Genomic DNA, 17,602 nt, shown 5'->3' on the forward strand with positions numbered 1-17,602 from the left:
TAGACAAAGGCTCCTTATTAATCATCAAAATCACAGGCTATTTTCAATGAAGCAGTACCATCATCAGAAAAAGAAACCTTATACAAGGCTGCTCCGTATATCTGCTCCCCGCCGAACATCTCAGCCAGCGCATCATCAAGATATGCATCTGAATCATAAACCCACAGATATGAATAATTTCCATTCAAAAGCAGCTGCGGAAGTGCGTCAACACCAAGGTCCTTATTCAAAGCCAGTCTTATCATGCTGCCTTTTTCAGTAAACTTCCATGGCTCCGCATTGTAATTACTTACGTTTTTATCAAATGTATAAAAGGCAAAGTTAGAAGGATATTCAGAATCTCCTTCCTGATCCAGGAAATAAACTCTATCGGTCTCACCGATTGTTTTTTGAATTTCCTTAATCTGAGAACGTACCTCTTCTATATCATCATAACCGGTTATGTACTCAAGCCCGAATGCTGTCATATTGGACAAATATTTGTTATTTATGGCAAAGCAGAAAATCAAAAGCATAAAGAACATATATCCCTCTCTAATCGGGATAGTTTCTTTAATTTCAGTTCCTGTCTCATCTGACACCAGGCTGCTCCAGGCTATAAGCACAACAAATATGCCAATGATGGAAAAATATCTTCCTACAGCCGCCATTTCAGCAGCTTCCTCGTAAGAAAAGACCACAAGGTATGCCATAAATAAAGCTGTGAGGTATATAAACAGTGAACCAATCTCTCCAAAAAGCAGTACTTTGCTCTTTATAACAGAGTTTTTATCATTCTTATATACAAAGGCCCTTACTTCCGCACAGATTACCAAAATAACAACTATAGTTATCAGATAGAATTTTATTGCAGGGTTCACGGAAAGTGGTTTACCCACAATGGATTCAATAAATGCATAGGTAATCTGCTTCACGATTGCGGTTTCATATCTTTTAAGTCCCAAGCTGACAATTACTGTATATCCAAGAAGGCACCCTGCTGTAGTCACTAAAGCTGCAATAATGCCGATTTTTCTGCTTACTCTTAGCTTTCCACCCAGGACCATTTCTGTAATCTCATGACCTGCCACATACATAACGATAAGCAAGTCCATAAGTATTCCTATATATGACTTGAAAAAGAACACCATAATAAGCCCTGCAATGAGAACAGGAAGCTTTTTCTTATCCTTCAGGCTATGCCCTGATATCCACCAGGTAGTAATCCCTGCTGCCCATCCTGCAGTGGCCAAATCCACATAAAGGTTCTTTCCACCATAAAAATAGAATGCATAGAGAGACATATATACAACTGCAGCATAGAGGAAACATTTTTTCCACTCTTTCCATCTGCAATTATGAAAAGGCAGCATAAAACCAATCCAATACAGCACAGATGCAGACACATACATAAATGCCTCGTTATATCCTGTGAATTTTTCAAAAAACAGAATAAACAAAGATGTGCCATACTTCTGCCTAATATCGCCTATAAAATCACCCGGAACCGGTAAAGTATTTTTACCAAGCATATACTTCACAATCATAGCCCATTGGTGAAGTTCATCGATATGTTGAATGAAATCGTGGAAAAATAGAATAGAATTCAATAATAAAACAGCAATAACTACCACAAAAGCAGGAGTGATAAACTCATTCCTGCTTCTGTCTTCTTTGCCCCTTTGGGTTATGAGCACAATAATTCCTATAACAGCTAATACTGCAAGCATGATTATGCCAATATTAAAATTCTTAAGATATCCTGAAAAGAACATCACCGTTATAATCGTAAATACAGACATAACAGTGCCTTCCATAATATCATAATTCAGCACCTTGGCATAAAAGACTGCTATGCAGGCTAATACTGCAAATGCTAAAAATAACATTGCAAAACTCATTTATAATCTCCCAATCAGCTTATTTTCATAATATCTTTCACTATTTTCTCGGTTCTTTCGGATGCATGTCCGTCGCAATCAGAGAAAAATCTTTCACGGAATTTATCCAGTATACTCATATCGTAATTATCGATATCTTTTATCTTTTTCACAAGTTCGTGACCATTACTGCAGGATATTCCGGGAAGCAGTTCCTCATAATCCAGGTACATCTCCTGCTCTCTTCCATAGGTCACTCTGTCAGGTGCCCACAAAAACAGCGGCTTTTTGCAAACAGCTGCAGCCAGCATATAACTGGTATAGTCACCCACAACTACATCTGCACAGGAAATGGCTTCCATTACAGTAAGTGGCGGGAACTTCTTCCAGTTTATCTTATCCATTCTCGCACCTGCTGCCTCATCAGGAAGTTCATCAGAATCAAGGGCGTCTGCATCCTGCTGCGCTACTCTCTGGGCAAGCACATATCTGGGATCAAATCCAAATCCTTCAAGATACTCTGATATCTCCATTTTTCTTCCGGGACGGCCATCACAGGCAAATCCTACGCATACGCTGTCTCTGGCAAACTCTTCATGGAGCTGTGTCATTACATTACTCAGATATACTGCAAGCGGGTCTCTGTCCTTGCATAAGAACAAAATGACCTTTTTCCCTGTTGCATAAGGGCAGATCGTATCAAGACGTTTTCTGGCATTGGCTTTAAACTCATCATCAAAAAGCAGATCTGTTACAATATTACCAACGTTATAGATACTGCCATTTTCTGTAAGTTTATAGTTTCTTCCAAATAACTCATTATCCTGCTTTGCCCCACCAAGGATAGCATCATAAGCTGAATTAATCGGGAAATTCTCACATTCCCTGACATTATAACCACTTCTCACCTCTTTGGAGTTTATCCATCTGGGATATATAGGCAACAATTCAGGACATATCTGCATAAGCTTAGTTTCTGCTCTAAGCTTTATCATTCTCATGATATAGGGCTCACCTGCACAAACGACAAGAGATGCCCCTGCAAGCTTCTCCATAAAACCGGGAGTATTCTTTTCATTGAAAGTAATATCCCGAATGATATCGTACTCTCTACCTGACTGCTTAAGGGCTTTTTCCAGACCAAGAAATACATCCCAATCTGCGCCCTCTGCAGCAAGAAGAGCAATTCTATTCTCAATCACAGGTTTCTTGGCAGCCTTTGCATAAGCTTTTTGGCCAATCTTCATGACCTTCATCATTTTATCAAAGCGCTTGTCTCTGTCTCTTGGAAGACCATTAACCTCAGGCAGCGTATGATAATCCCCTTCAAGAGGTGTATCTCGTCTGAAGGCTTCCATTTCAGGACCGAAAAACTCTTTAATAATTCTCTCCGTAACATGTCCGTCACAGGAACTCATGAAACGCTCTCTGAAAGCATGAACCTTTTCCTTGTCAAACCTTTCATCGATGTTTTCAATGTAGTCAATCATCTCGGAATTGGTGTAACATACCGGTCCGGGAGTAAGCTCATCGAAATTATAATAAAAGCCTCTCCAGTCAAAATAGTTTGCAAGATCATATGCAAAAAACAACATTGGCCTCTCAAACAGTGAAAATTCAAATATCAGAGACGAGTAATCCGTTATACATATATCTGATACGCAAAGCAGCTCTGAAATACTCATCAAATCTGTAAGATCCACAGCAAATTTGCTGTAATCCGTCGGAATAGTAGGCTTCAGCCTAACCATAGGGTGATGCTTAAAAATTAGGATATAGTCCTCATGAAAATGCTCGTAAAAAGCACCTATCTGCAGCATATCAGGGGTAATAGCTTTTCTTGGTGTACCACGGAAAGTAGGTGCATAGAGAATTATCTTTTTGCCCTTTGCCTGAGGAAGGACATCGTAAAGATGGTTAAATGCAGCATCAATGAAATCTTTTTGATAGAAAACGTCACTTCTGCTGATTCCCACAGGCTGAACACACTCCGGATGCTTATCCATGCCCATGGCTTCAATATATGCCCACGCTACATCAGGACTACTTACAGTTACCATGTCATAATCAGGATGTAATCTGTAAGATGTTCTTTCTTTTGCTGTTCCTCCATATATTTTGTTAATGGTACTCAATCCGAACTTCTTAAAGGCACCGGCAGCATGCCACGTATTAAGTACTTTTGTGCCCTTCCTAACCTTAAAGCATCCCTGTACATCGATACTGTCATTGTAAACAAGATACTTGGCAGTAGCTGCATCCTTAACAAAATCTATCTGCTTCTTGAGCTCCATGCTCTTTGTCACTATTCCAAGCTGGAAAAAGTGACAATGAATATCCATTTTGTAATTCTTTACAAGTTCATTGAAAATCTGCTCATAGCTGTCTGTCAGTTCTGAAAATCTAATCTCAAGAAAAATAACCTTATTCTGCTTAATGGGTCTGAGTGCATAAAAATGATATATTGCAGGAAACATGATTTTCCTGGTAAGCCATCTCTTAACATCGCCAGCCATACTATGATTGGTCTGAAGGCTGCTCCTTATTACATTTTTACCACTTACCCTTTTATTTTCAAAAAAACTCATTTATTATCCCTTCGTAACTAACAGTGTCACCCTTAACAATGAACGGGTTTCATTATCATTCTATTCGGTATGCTTTCATCTCATGGGTTTTTCTCTTCTCAACAGGCGGAAGCGTCATGTATTCCCCAAACAGATTATGCAGATACTCATCCCAATATGATGTAGCTTTGAAAGTATGACCTTCAAATTCCACATCTATAGATTTAAGATATGCTTCTCTCGGAATAGCTTCTCTTACTCCATATAACCCTTCAGTGACTATACCCACGCGCTTTGATGCATCAAAGCCATTGTACCTTGCCGCATCCACAAGCTTTTTATTATATCTGTCGGTATTTATCAATTGTGCAAACATAGCCAGTAAAGGCTTTGTGATCATCTTGGCTAAACTTTTTGCCTTGAAAGGCCTTATATATTTCATCTGTACAAGTTTGCGGTATCTGAACATTTTCTGATAAAGCACCCGGACTTCTTCGTCATCATCCGGTAGTCCGTCAACAGGAAGAAGATCCACCCATACATTGTCATAATCACTATCCTTGAAAAATTCATTTCTGACTATGGTTCTCTTATCAAGAATCTTGATGAATGGAAACCTTGATGTCCCGTTTTCATAACATACAATTTCAAGCCAATCCGGCTTATTAAGCTTCTGTTCCCTTACAAGTGCTGCCAGCCTGTCATATTCGGGTCTTGGCATACATATATCTATATCATCATCCCAAGGAATAAAGCCCTTATGTCTTACTGCGCCTAAAAGAGAACCGCCACACAGATAAAATGTGAAGCCATTCTCATCGCATATTTTATTAAATTCCAGCAGTATATTAAGCTCAGTATCTTTTATCTCCTGCAGAGTAAGTTGCCTGCCTGGATTAGAAGAATCCACCGCCATCTGATCCTCCCTTTATATCATCTTCCTGTATGCAGCTTTAAGTGCTTCCGGTCTGTTCTGCCTGAGAACTGCCAGAGCGGCTTCTACAGCAGGCTCTGTTTCACCTTCTTGTAAGATTTTCAGAATTCTCTCTGTTTCCTTCTTGGTCTCTTCACGCATGGACTTTGCATGTCTTACCTCAAAAGCATCCGCAAGAGCTTTTATCTCTTCTTCATTGTGAGGAAGCTTCTTGGTTGCAAGAAACTCTTCGTATGCATTACAAACATATTCCGCGTCATCGCTGAATATTATCTGATTTCCATGATCAATCCAAAGGATTTTATTGCAGAGATCCCTTACCTGTGAAATTGAGTGGGAAACCAATATTCCTGTAATACCACCATTTAGTATTTCCTTCATTTTTTCGGCACTCTTTTTGCGAAATGCACCATCACCTACGCTAAGTACCTCATCCAAAATGATTATCTCAGGATTGATTAAGCAGGCAATAGAAAATGCCAATCTGCTCTTCATTCCACTTGAAAGTTGATTGAATGTATAATCCTGGAATTTTTCAAGCTCTGCGAACTCAATTATTTCATCATACTTCTGATCCATAAACTCACGGGTATAACCAAGCATAGCTCCTCTGAGGTACGCATTTTCGCGGACAGTCAGATCCATGTCAAAACCGCTTGATAGTTCCAAAAGAGCTGCAATGTTCCCTCTTGTCTTCACTGTTCCGCTTGCCGGTGCAAGAATACCTGTAACAGCCTTTAGCAAGGTACTTTTTCCTGCTCCGTTTGTACCGACAATTCCAAGCATATCACCCTTTTCGAGAGAAAATGTTATATGTTTATCAGCCCAGAATTCCTTAACCTTTATTTTGCCTGTCATTCTCTTTATTACGAAATCCTTGAGCCCGGCTGATTTTATATTTCCAGTTTTATAGCGAATGCTCACATCATTACATTCTATAGCTGATTTACTCATTAAAACCTCTTTTCAATGCATGCTTATAAATAATAAATGAACTCTCTGTTGTATTTCTTATAGATCATCCCTCCCAGTATCAAAAAGAAGAATGCATAAAATAAAAGAAGCAGATGATAAGCCGGTGACGGAATAACACCATCTATTACAACAGTTCTGAAATACTTAATATTCGCATATACCGGATTCAATAAAAACAAGCTCTGTATAGATTCACTAAATCTGTCTACTCTGTAGAATATAGCTGAGAGATATGTAAGAAGTGTCAAAAATACGTCATACAGATACCTCATGTCCTGGAAAAAGACAAACAGCGCAGACAGTATCATTCCAATGCCAATATTCATTACCGTCAGGGTAATTATAGGATAAAGGAGTATCAGCATCCTCGGTCCAAATACAATTCCATCGAAAGCGCAGAACAAAAAATAAACTACCAGCGTAATTAAAAAGTTTACTAACGCTGATACGTTCTTTGATAACAAAAACAAATACTTGGGAATGTTAATCTTATCTATTATCTTTCTGTTACTGACAAGGGAGTTCATACCATTTTTAGTAGCTTCCTTATAGAACGCCATTACCAGGTTACCACTAAAAAGATATGTGGTGTAATGCGGTGTATCCCTTCCAAAAAACTCCGTAAATACGATTTTCATTACAAGCAAAGTCATAAGCGGAGAAAGAATACTCCAAAGCATACCCAATGACGTACGCTTGTATTTTTGCTTGAAATCTCTTTTCACAAGTTCTGAAAAGAGAAACTCATATTTTTTTGCTCTATGAATCCATTTCTTTAACATATCTTTAGTTCTCTTCTACCTCAACATCTTCGCTTTTTATATTTCCCTCAAAACATCTATTGTTCTGATAAGTCCCTTTTTCATATCATAAGCAGCGCTCCAGCCAAGTCCCTTAAGCTTTTTGGAATCAAGGATAGCCTTTGTTGCTTTTGAATAGCCTGCTGCCTCTGTGGCATCCGGAATCTCAAATACCACTTCTTTTCCTGTGTATTCCGCGATGAGCTTTGCCATATCACGAAGTGTTATATCTGAATCAGGATCAGCAATATTGTAAGCTTCGCCGCTCTTTCCAAGGAACAGGCAATACAGAAGGCCGCTTACCGCATCAGCCACATAGCTGTAGGAATAAAGCTGTGTGCCCTCGGACTTAAGAATAATATCTTCGCTGTCCACACCTTTTTTGATGAACTGTGAAATAGCTTTGGTATCGCTCTTAAGCATTGATGGGCCGTAGGTCCTTGATAATCTGGGGATTACAACATCCAGCTCCTTCTGCTTCATATATGCCTGGCAGAGAGCCTCTCCTGCACGCTTACTCTCGGGATATCCTGCGCGAAGGGTATTACAGTCAATATATCCAAGGTAATCCTCTGCAAAATATTCTGTATCACCACGGTTTTCACCATACACTTCTACGGATGAAGCGAAAACAAAACGTGCAGCCTTAGAATCTGCCGCATAATCAAGCATATTTTTAAGGCCGATGATATTGGTAATAACTGTACCTATAGGATCTGTTGAATACTGAAGAGGATGAGTGTTACTTGCAAGATGAAGCACATAATCCGCCTTGATATCACTAAGCTCAGGATTTATATCATCATTTACGTCCTGGGTTATAGCCTTAAAATACTCGTTATCAGAGGAAATGCCGAATCTGTCATAGATTCGCTCTTTGCTCCTTCCAAGGGCAACAATCTTAATGCCTGCGGCATTTTTCTCATTTCGTTTCTGCAAAACATCTATCAGGAAGCTTCCTATAAGACCTGTTGCCCCGGATAAAACCACAGTTTTTCCGTTCAGCTTTTCCCAGGGGATATCAAGTCCTGCGACATAAGCCACATCCTCTAAATATTTTGCATTTTCACTAAGTTTCATAAAAATCCGTCTCCGTGTGTAGTATCAGATTATTTAAGCCAGTTGTCCTTATCTGACTTAAGGTATGCCTTGAACATTTCCAGGTCATCCTTGGTTGTAAGCTTGATGTTTTTATCTGAGCCCGCTGCAAAGTGCAGAGTCTCTCCAAGCTCAACCATCATAGTATTGGTATAAGCACTTCCCTTTATTCCTATCTCCTTCTCGAAGGCTTCGTGGTAAGCCCAGTCAAGCTTGCCGAATTTGTAAGCCTGAGGAGTAGATACTCGTCTGAGAGTCTCTCTGGGAATGAATTTCTTGGTAGTACTTTCATCTTCCTCGTTTACCACAAAAATCTGCTCGTTGTAAGGAAGGGATGTTACAGCATTGCCATACTTCTGGCATACTACAATAACGTCTGAAAGAACCATCTCATCTACAAGAGGTCTGATTCCGTCGTGAATGATGATAGTATCGTCGTCTTTAACCTTACCTTCTAAGTTGAAGACACCGTTTCTGATGGACTCCTGACCGCTGTTACCGCCGGGAACGATCCACTTAAGCTTGGTTATATTGAACTGCTTGGCATAAGCCCAAACCATATCCTGCCATCCATCTATGCACACAAGCTCAATCTCATCTATCTGGGGATGCTTCTGAAAGCCCTCTAATGTATAGATCAGCACCGGTTTATCATATACATTGATAAACTGCTTGGGAATGTCCTGCTGCATACGATGTCCTGATCCGCCTGCGATAATAATTGCTATGTTTGCCATACTTCCTCACTTTCAATAAAAAAATTATTCACCAAAACTAAGTTCAACTGCTGAATGTATCTCTCTGTTCTCTACCGGCGGAATCTTCATGTAATCACTGCCGTAGAGAATCTCCATATAGGTCTCTGTTCCCTTGGGAATTCTTACCTTCATACCTTCAAAAACGGCTTCACGGGATTCGCACATATCCTCCCGTCTGTACATTTCTCCAAAGAAATGCTTCCTTCCACTGGGAATACAAACATGTTCCGTATTGCCCTTTCGGCACAAAGAATACCAGAAAATCGTATCCTTAGCCATTTTGTCCAGACTTCTCCAATTAAACAAAGACCCGATTCTCTTCTTTTTAAGATAAGCTTTTTTCAGTTCTTCATTATTTACAAGAAACGGTAACAACTCTTTCCAATCTCTTGCTGTCTTTCTGCAGGTAAGAAGATATCCCCAGAAAAGACATATTATACCATGGATATTTCTTTTAACTATATTATCATAAGTATTCTCAAGAACAAAAATATCTATGAATATCCCGGTATCTTCCATTGTAAGCTCATTAAAAGCTTTGTATACGGTGCCCTTTTTCTTTATCTGCACATGTGACATGCCATAGCCCCTGCCGGATTCAGGGCTGCAGAGTACATATTTATCACCTAGTCTTTTATCAAACACCGTTTTTAAGTGCTCAAAGTCCTTCCTTGGCATATTTATGTCTATGTCATCATCCCAGGGAATAAACCCCTGATGCCTGATTGCACCAAGAACACTTCCTCCACTCAGTGTGTAAAAGATTTCCTCGCCATCAAAGACTTCTATAAAATCCTTAAGCATTTCAAGCAGAGTACTCTGAAGTTTTTTAAGATGCTCATCGCTCAGTTCAAATGTACCAGGAGCACCTCTGAAACCGACCTTAAAAAAATGCCTTTTATCTTCAGCACCTATTTTTACACCATTACTTTTATCAGCCATATCAATAGGGAAGTACAGCCTTTTTCTGGACTATACTCCAGTTCTCCTTTTTTCGCATATCATCATGTACCGATAGCCACATGGATGGAATAAACTGAGTACCGTTGTTTTCGTGAATATTATGCTTCTTAGAGGCAATTATATACTGATCATGGGCATATTTCTCGTCATCATTGATAGTCTTTCCCGTAAACGGATTTGTTGGCTCATCAATTATTCCATCGACAGCAAGAACGGGCGTATCAGCGTTTGTCATAAACTCTTCATTCGTCTTTATTTCACCATCAGCGTCAAAATCTTTTGAAAGCAAAAGCGGGTAATAGAACTGAGCGTCCATTAACATTTTACCTTCATCATCCAATATCAGATTATCCAACTGATGAAGTGAACGTCCATGATCAGAGGTTATGATAATTCTTGTATTATCATATACTCCATTTTCTTTTAAGTATTTAATCCATTCAGCTATCTCAAGAATGGATGCCATATTCACATGATAATGAGCCATTCTTCTGCCGGTATCCATCAAAATAGATTGCCCGCCTACAGTAAATCTGTCAGTGTTTTCAGCATCATACTCTGTATTATCCACAAGTGCCTCTACTGAATAATCAGGCTCTCCAAGCATATGAGGACGATGGGGCGTCTCATTATCAATCATCATGAATGTATCGCCCTCCTCTGTAATATGTGTGATATTACTGAGATTTTGCAGTACAGTATAACTTTCAAGGAACTCTGTACTAATACCCTTCGACACAGAGAGACCTTCCACACTCTGTTTGCCGGGGATTGAGGGATCATCATATCTATTATAGTTAGAACTGTTATAAAGAGAAGGCTGAACTATCACGGGCATGGATTTCATCAGACTATAGCAGAAAAAATCCGACTTTCTTCGATCAACAATGCCTTCTTTTATTTCCGTCTGCATAAACTTACCCTTGGCATGATATGCTTTTATGTTCGGATAATCATCATATATTGAAAGATCAGCATAAGTGGAATATCCGGCATATGGCGGATCTATCACCGTAACATCGTAGCCATTTTCGTCAAACAGCACCGGCATAACCTTAAGTGCCTCATTATGCTTATCCCCCAGAAGCTCTGTATCTCTCTTGTTAAGTTCAGCAGGGGTATATTCATAACCTCCAAAAAGCGCAGGAGTACCAAAATTGGTACTTGGGCCAAAGGAAATGGTATTGGGATAATACGTAAATCCCGAGAAAATCTCCCTGAGCTCAGGCTTTTCCTTGAGAATATACGGAAAATACGAATTCATTCCACGATCAAGCATGAACACTATTACGTTCTTACCGCTTTTACATAAATTAAACTCCGGCGTATCCTCCGCCGCATGCTTTACTTCATCATCAAGTTCAGCAACAGACATATGGATTGATGACATATTAATTACAGCCATAACTGCAAGTGCCATTATTGCTACTGAAAGTACTGACAGGCATACCTTTTGGAATTTTTTTACCACAAAGATCACTAACACAGTAACCAGTACAATCACAAGGAGACTGGAAATCTTTTCAAACTTTGAAAACTCAAGCCCCTCTTCAAATTCAAGTTCTGATGACAAAGTTCCAAGATTTCTGCCATAGAACATGAAATCTAATGTCGCTACTACACTTAAGACAACCATAAGCTTGTCAAATATGGGTCTATAAGTTTTCCCTGCAAGCCAGTAGAAAACTCCCATCCATATTACAAATGTACCAATAGCCACAGAAAAAGTACTGCAAATATACCAAAGCGGATGAACAAAATAATTAATATCCACAAGTTCCTGGGGTGAAGCATGCACTACAGAAACCGGAATAACAACACCAATAAGCATAACTAAATAAACCGCTCCAGCCCAAAACAGTTTGGGATTAGCTGTTCCACGAATTTTTATAGCAACCTCAGAATTCACTTTTCGCTTAAATACATATAATAAAAAAGGGCAAAAACATGCTAAACCAATTAATTCTACAAATGCTCTGTGATGCCAGTTACTGTCGAAGTAGAAACCTATTCCGTAAATTATAATCACAGTTCCTATTATCGCAAACAATATAGAAAGAACCTTCTTGGGATTCTTCAGTTTATAAAATATGGTCTTTATGAGAGAGAACAAATTGTTCAAAGTCCAATAAAAGACAAGACCCGCCGGTGAATCATACAAAAAGATCAGGAAAAAGATTGCCATGCTGTATAACTGAACTTTGGTCTTTAACGGATAGCCTTTCGTAAAGATCGCGCAGGAAATCAGATTGATTCCTGTCATTATTATCGGAAGAAGATTGACATTCAGTCCAAAGATGCTTAAAAGGCCATCCGGCTTACCGAGATCGCCTATTACACCAAAAGACACACCCTGTAGTATCCAAAGATGAGACAAAAACTGATATGCAGCAATAAAAAAAGGGATTTCCAAGAAAAGCGAAATCGAACCCTTAAATACATCCGTAGGACGATAATCGTTTTGTCTGTAATATGTCTGAAGCATCATTACACGCTCATCGCCTTTGAATGTTTTCTTTATATGAGCTATTCCATCGTGAAGTCTGTCCTCTGTATCGCGCTCTTCCTCCTGGACAGCATCGGCTCTCTTATAAAGCGGAAGAACCAGAAAATTAATGGCAAGACTCAACGCAATTATGGATAATCCCGGATTTACGACAATCTTATTAGCTGTTATAAAAACTATCTCAAAAAAAATCCTTAAGGGACTAATGAGTAGTGAATATATTATTTCTGAAACACTCATTTATTTACTACCTGTTCACTTTCCTTTGCAAGCTGATCATATTTTGCCATAAGCCAGTCAACTGTTCGCTTGGTACCCTCTTCGTAGTGGCACCATGTCTCGGATCTCACCTGCCTGCGACCTTCCTCATACTTTGGATCCTCTATACATGTATCAATCATTTCCTTAAGAGAATCCATCTTATCAGCAGTAAGCTTCATGCCAATTCTGGGAAGCGCTGTAAGAGTCCATACTTCTTTTTTAAGCCACCATGCATCATAAGGTGCAGTGTCAAATTCAGTATCTGCATAGATTATGGGCTTATCATAAACAAGGGCAAAATCAAATGTAACACCTGAAAAATCCGAAATAAGAATATCTGAACGCTTTAATACCTCAAAATTGTCAACATCCCTGTTCCACTCAAGCTGATCAGATTCCGGATACATCTTCATTATTTTGTCGATCATTTCTGTCTCTGACGCAAATGACTGTGGATGAGGACGTACAATAACGTGATATCCTGTATCCAATAGTTTGCCTATAATATCGCCGCCAAACTTTGAAAAAATTGCGCTGGGGCCCCAGGACGGTGCTAACAAAACTGTCCTCTCATGAGGCTCTGCCGGTCCGCTGTCTTTCAGTTTCTTAACCATTTCATCCATATAAGGCAGACCTACAACACAGCATTCCTTCTCCGGAAGATTACGCATTTTTTCAAGCTGTCTTACCTCATCAACCTGATAATCGCCGGACAAAAGAAGCGCATCATAATAATCGATGCCGAACATTCTGTACAGCACCACCTCACCTGCAGCATGCAAAATATGAACGTAACATTTTACGCCTTTGGATTTCTTCCACTGATAAACATCCAGTCCCGGCGTGGAAGATAAAACCATTGTCGCCTCTAAGAAATTGAGACGAACAAATGCCTTATTGTTCTCGCCAATAAACTCCCCTTTAATATTTTCGTAGGGATTAGTAAGAGCCGGGTCATCAGGCGACTGAGTCATATAAACAACCTTCATTCCCCTTTTGTCCAGCTCTCTGCATATGGGCTCAAAAACATTCCAATATCTTTTATTATCAGAATAGATGACAAATGGAATTTCTTCCGTGTTCTTGTCAGTTACCCTTCCACCGCCCAGCATAAATTTCAGCTTTACGATTCCTATTCTGATCACATATCTTATAGCTCCAAGAATACCGATAAGCACCGCAAAAAGAATGCTACCAGTACCAGGATCTATATAACACATCATTCTCATTTCTTACTTCCTTATTCAAAACTCTTAAGTAAGTCTATTAGCTTTCCGTTATCCTCCTCATTCCTTACGGCAATTCTTACGTACTGTTTACCATCGTTTATCTTTGGAGTGATATCTTTAATAAATAAATTGTTTTCAAGAAGTTTCATGGCAATCTCTCTTGAACTCTTTCCACCCTCTATTCTGCATAAAATATAATTAGCCTGGGATGAAAACGGTGTAATATATTTTATTTCAGACAGAGCATTCATGAGATTCTTTCTGCTGTTTCTCACCTTTTCAAGAGATTTGAAGTAATCCTTGTCATACTTCTCCTTTATCTGCATGAAAAACTCACCAAAGGAATTAATATTCCAAATGGCAACATCCTTCTTAACAAAACAGATTGTATCCTCATCTGAACTTGCCATGATTCCCAATCTTGCTCCGGGAACTCCATAGCATTTTGAAATACTCTTTACTATATAAAGTCTGTTGTAAAGTGCAAGAATATCTTCTTTTAAAATAGTGAGATCTGTCACAGTCTCCTCTCCGCTCAGATCAGCAAAATCAACAAAACTCTCATCTATTATTAATACGATTCCTTTGTTCTTTGCCCACTCAATAAGTTTGAGAACTCCATCTCTGCTTATATAATTTCCGCTGGGATTATCCGGGTTGATCAGTACAAGCGCATTTATTTCCTTGTCTGAATAGAATTCTATCAGATCATCCTCAGTATAATGGTAGTCCTCAGTTTGTGGAACGTAACTCAATATCCGATCTCTGTCGTATCTGTTTGGATATTCTTCAAATGTCGGGTATACACAGCCTATCTTATCTGTATCTGACAAAAGCTTTTCCATAAGACTCTTGATCAGCTCTGCTGCACCATTCCCAACAACTATGTGATTCTGTCTGATTCCAAATGAGCTTGCAGCTGCTAAAGAATTTACTGCCATTCCTGAAGGATACTGCGTAAGAAGCTCTGTGAAATTGGACTTCATTTCATCTATCATCTTAACAGGAGGGTAATAGGGATTTACCAAATAGCAAAAATCGATCATTTTAGGATATCTCCAATACCCACCATATCTGGAAGCAATCTTATCAAAATGATCCTCTTCCGATGAAGCAAAAAGAGATTCGGCGATATCAAGATCCTGAATATTATCTATCTCATACCAAACCTGGCCTTCAAGTCTTTTTGCTCTTATCTCTCTTGTCTCAAGCAGTGATATCAGTTTAATAACAGATTCATAGTATTCATTCTCTCCCATAGCCTTCTCATATGCCGTGAGGAATGGTACATATGTATTCTTTGAAAAAGATGCACTGAACTTGTAAATATTTACTGTCTTATAGTAATTGTCTTTTTTCGAGAATCGAAGATATTTACCCGGGATAAAGTTGGTAATACAGTCTTCGTCATCAAGCTCCATGCACGTTCCGTCCATCCAGCTTTCAAACTTGTCTACCAAAGCAAGTGTCTGCCTGTCATCATCCAAAAGTGCATCTATTACACTTTCCTCAAAAACAAGATCAGACTCAAGCAAAAGTGTGTCCTCAGAACACAGATAGTCCTTTGCAAGAGCCAGTGAATAAATATTATTTGTTTTGTTGTACACAGGATTATCAATAAACTCTATGGGAGTATTAATCCCCAATGTGTTAATGTAATCTATAAGTTCCTTACCTTTATAACCAACAACGATAACTATCCTGGATAAATTCTTTTTATCAAGAATCCTAAGGGATCGCTCGATCATGGTAATTCCATTTACCTTAACCATACATTTTGTATTGTCATTGGTAAGGAATTTTAATCGCTTACCCATACCAGCTGCCAATATAATGCCCTGCATTTTAATTCTCCTTAAATATATTCAATCAAAAGCTATGATCATATTTTTTGTGGAAAAGCTTAGCTGCCAGGAATGCAGCACCTTTCTTGAACCAGTTAACCTTCTCGATGTGAACACACGGAAGTTCAGCTATTTCTGATTCAGGAATAAATCCGTGCCTGACTTCATAGTCCAACCATACATTAAAGATTATCTCTCCGATTCTTCCGATAAATCTTCCCTGATATGAGTCAAGGTCTCGGACTGAAGCCTTATTCTCCAGTTCGCCCAGTATGTCATAAAGCCAGGTACAGTATCTGTCCAGAATATCTCTTCTCATGATCAGCATATTAAACATGTGACCCGAAGTCTGCCCCATTACTCTATCGTAGGACTCCACATATTCAGGATATTTCTCCTTGATGATCTCATAAGTATCATCAAGCTGTTCCTTGTAGTGTGTATGCGCATAGTGAGACTCTATGGACTCTATGTAGTATTTCCTCTTCTTTGGGACAACTACACTGTATTTCTGCATAAGGCGTCTTACCTCTTCTCCGCCCACAATCTGATCGAAGGGATCCAAGTCAGATCTGGCCTGAGGAGATGCAAAATATCTTCTGTAATGAACGAGTCCGATATAATCCGCATCAAGATTCTTCCAAGCCCAGTAAAGCCCAGTAAGCTCACAGTATCTTGCATTCTTAACAGATATATTATCTCCCGTATTATCCTGAGTATATTCGGATATTACGGACTTTCTCAAAGAAGCCCCCACCTGAAGCGGCATATATACCGGATCTTCAGGCATCCTATATTTAGTTGTAGTCGCAACAACTATCTTTATCTCAGACATGAATAAAAAACTCTCTCCCAGTAGTACCCATTGTAAATTGCACTACAATCGTATTATTTTAACGTACTTTTCCATCCTTGTCTATTAAAATCCACCCCTTCCAGTAGTCATGCATAAGTTCAGGGTCGCAGGGCTGATTGTTTCTCATGGTAAAAGTTCGTATCATTTCCTTGTCTTTTCTGCCGTTTAATCTGGCTCCCCAAAATGAAAAAGTAGAATTTGCGCAGATATTCCCCCTGCAATGACTCATGAGCTGAATGTCCAGAAGCGAATACCTGCCTGTATTGTGATCAATAATGGTATATCTGTTCCTGGCAGCATATTTCTGTCTTGCGTATTCGGGATCATTTGTAAAAATATAAAAATGTGTATCAGGATTCTTTTCCATGAAATAATTCATAGCGCTTTCATAGTATTCATCTGTTGATATACCGCCAAAAAGAGCTGCATTCTCAGGGTCTAAATAGTCTCCTCGCCTGATATGAACACTTACGCTCTCTCTTTGCTCCATCTCTTTCATTAAATCCAGATTACGCTTATGAAGCTCCTCATCAGGATTTGCAGGAAAAACAAAAAGTTCTCGGAGCTCGTCCATAATATCGTCATAATACTTCTGGCAGGCAAAATAACCTTCTATATACTTATTCTTAAGCTCAAACACTTCCGGGTGATACATCTTTGATTCTGTGAATCTGACATTCATCCCGGGTAAAAGCTTTGATGCGACCTTCATTACAACATTTCTGTCAAGGAAAGCCGCTCTCTCCTCCTTTGTACAAAGAGGAAGGGGAAGTCCCTCAAAATATCGGAGCTCTAATTCTCTCTTTGCCAGGACTCCCTTCTGACTATCCGCTTCAAACCAGGATGCATCAAGTCTTATATCATTATCCGCTCCGGCCTTTAGAAGTTTTCTGTAAAGTGCATACTGCTGCATCTGGTTCCCAAGACCGCCGGCGATATTTATAATCAGCAT

General features: G+C 39.2%; 13 protein-coding genes. All 13 read right to left on the minus strand.

Annotated features, from left to right (window positions below):
• Positions 1–17: 17 nt before the first annotated feature.
• The 13 genes from G610_RS0109785 to G610_RS0109845 are packed head-to-tail and all read right to left on the minus strand — an operon-like array spanning position 18 to position 17,602.
• Positions 18–1,880: a hypothetical protein gene (locus G610_RS0109785; protein WP_026524638.1), complete on the minus strand. Its 1,863-nt coding sequence runs from the start codon at positions 1,878–1,880 to the stop codon at positions 18–20.
• 14 nt (positions 1,881–1,894) lie between these two features.
• A complete protein-coding gene (locus G610_RS22150; RefSeq protein WP_051197913.1) occupies positions 1,895–4,447 on the minus strand; it encodes a CDP-glycerol glycerophosphotransferase family protein in 2,553 nt (850 codons plus the stop codon).
• A gap of 55 nt (positions 4,448–4,502) precedes the next feature.
• Positions 4,503–5,342 (minus strand): LicD family protein, encoded by an 840-nt coding sequence (locus G610_RS0109795; RefSeq protein ID WP_026524639.1) that lies wholly within the window; start codon positions 5,340–5,342, stop codon positions 4,503–4,505.
• Positions 5,343–5,354: 12 nt separating this feature from the next.
• On the minus strand, positions 5,355–6,314 hold the full coding sequence (locus tag G610_RS20440) for an ABC transporter ATP-binding protein (RefSeq protein ID WP_081667357.1): 960 nt from the start codon (positions 6,312–6,314) through the stop codon (positions 5,355–5,357).
• A gap of 23 nt (positions 6,315–6,337) precedes the next feature.
• Positions 6,338–7,117 (minus strand): ABC transporter permease, encoded by a 780-nt coding sequence (locus tag G610_RS0109805; protein WP_026524640.1) that lies wholly within the window; start codon positions 7,115–7,117, stop codon positions 6,338–6,340.
• A gap of 36 nt (positions 7,118–7,153) precedes the next feature.
• Positions 7,154–8,215: an NAD-dependent epimerase/dehydratase family protein gene (locus tag G610_RS0109810; RefSeq protein WP_026524641.1), complete on the minus strand. Its 1,062-nt coding sequence runs from the start codon at positions 8,213–8,215 to the stop codon at positions 7,154–7,156.
• 29 nt (positions 8,216–8,244) lie between these two features.
• Positions 8,245–8,970 carry an IspD/TarI family cytidylyltransferase gene (locus G610_RS0109815; RefSeq protein ID WP_026524642.1) on the minus strand — a complete coding sequence of 242 codons (726 nt, stop codon included), beginning with the start codon at positions 8,968–8,970 and terminating at the stop codon, positions 8,245–8,247.
• 24 nt (positions 8,971–8,994) lie between these two features.
• Entirely contained in the window at positions 8,995–9,933 is a 939-nt protein-coding gene (locus G610_RS20445; protein WP_051197914.1) for a LicD family protein, read from the minus strand.
• A gap of 1 nt (position 9,934) precedes the next feature.
• Positions 9,935–12,700 carry a YidC/Oxa1 family membrane protein insertase gene (locus G610_RS0109825; protein ID WP_026524643.1) on the minus strand — a complete coding sequence of 922 codons (2,766 nt, stop codon included), beginning with the start codon at positions 12,698–12,700 and terminating at the stop codon, positions 9,935–9,937.
• Complete coding sequence (locus tag G610_RS0109830; RefSeq protein ID WP_026524644.1) at positions 12,697–13,950, minus strand: CDP-glycerol glycerophosphotransferase family protein; 1,254 nt, start codon at positions 13,948–13,950, stop codon at positions 12,697–12,699. Before G610_RS0109830 ends, G610_RS0109825 begins: the two co-directional genes overlap by 4 nt.
• A gap of 11 nt (positions 13,951–13,961) precedes the next feature.
• Positions 13,962–15,794 carry an aminotransferase class I/II-fold pyridoxal phosphate-dependent enzyme gene (locus G610_RS0109835; RefSeq protein WP_026524645.1) on the minus strand — a complete coding sequence of 611 codons (1,833 nt, stop codon included), beginning with the start codon at positions 15,792–15,794 and terminating at the stop codon, positions 13,962–13,964.
• A 25-nt stretch (positions 15,795–15,819) separates the two neighbouring features.
• Complete coding sequence (locus G610_RS0109840; RefSeq protein WP_035792237.1) at positions 15,820–16,629, minus strand: DUF4422 domain-containing protein; 810 nt, start codon at positions 16,627–16,629, stop codon at positions 15,820–15,822.
• Between the two features lie 58 nt (positions 16,630–16,687).
• Positions 16,688–17,602: an alpha-1,2-fucosyltransferase gene (locus G610_RS0109845; RefSeq protein ID WP_026524647.1), complete on the minus strand. Its 915-nt coding sequence runs from the start codon at positions 17,600–17,602 to the stop codon at positions 16,688–16,690.

The organism is Butyrivibrio sp. MB2005, from assembly GCF_000424285.1.
Taxonomy (GTDB): domain Bacteria; phylum Bacillota; class Clostridia; order Lachnospirales; family Lachnospiraceae; genus Butyrivibrio.

Bases quoted from the DNA above. Each gene is read 5' to 3' on its own strand.
- G610_RS0109785 (WP_026524638.1), bottom strand. From the start codon at position 1,880: ATGAGTTTTGCAATGTTATTTTTAGCATTTGCAGTATTAGCCTGCATA.
- G610_RS22150 (WP_051197913.1), bottom strand. From the start codon at position 4,447: ATGAGTTTTTTTGAAAATAAAAGGGTAAGTGGTAAAAATGTAATAAGG.
- G610_RS0109795 (WP_026524639.1), bottom strand. From the start codon at position 5,342: ATGGCGGTGGATTCTTCTAATCCAGGCAGGCAACTTACTCTGCAGGAG.
- G610_RS20440 (WP_081667357.1), bottom strand. From the start codon at position 6,314: ATGAGTAAATCAGCTATAGAATGTAATGATGTGAGCATTCGCTATAAA.
- G610_RS0109805 (WP_026524640.1), bottom strand. From the start codon at position 7,117: ATGTTAAAGAAATGGATTCATAGAGCAAAAAAATATGAGTTTCTCTTT.
- G610_RS0109810 (WP_026524641.1), bottom strand. From the start codon at position 8,215: ATGAAACTTAGTGAAAATGCAAAATATTTAGAGGATGTGGCTTATGTC.
- G610_RS0109815 (WP_026524642.1), bottom strand. From the start codon at position 8,970: ATGGCAAACATAGCAATTATTATCGCAGGCGGATCAGGACATCGTATG.
- G610_RS20445 (WP_051197914.1), bottom strand. From the start codon at position 9,933: ATGGCTGATAAAAGTAATGGTGTAAAAATAGGTGCTGAAGATAAAAGG.
- G610_RS0109825 (WP_026524643.1), bottom strand. From the start codon at position 12,700: ATGAGTGTTTCAGAAATAATATATTCACTACTCATTAGTCCCTTAAGG.
- G610_RS0109830 (WP_026524644.1), bottom strand. From the start codon at position 13,950: ATGAGAATGATGTGTTATATAGATCCTGGTACTGGTAGCATTCTTTTT.
- G610_RS0109835 (WP_026524645.1), bottom strand. From the start codon at position 15,794: ATGCAGGGCATTATATTGGCAGCTGGTATGGGTAAGCGATTAAAATTC.
- G610_RS0109840 (WP_035792237.1), bottom strand. From the start codon at position 16,629: ATGTCTGAGATAAAGATAGTTGTTGCGACTACAACTAAATATAGGATG.
- G610_RS0109845 (WP_026524647.1), bottom strand. From the start codon at position 17,602: ATGCTGATTATAAATATCGCCGGCGGTCTTGGGAACCAGATGCAGCAG.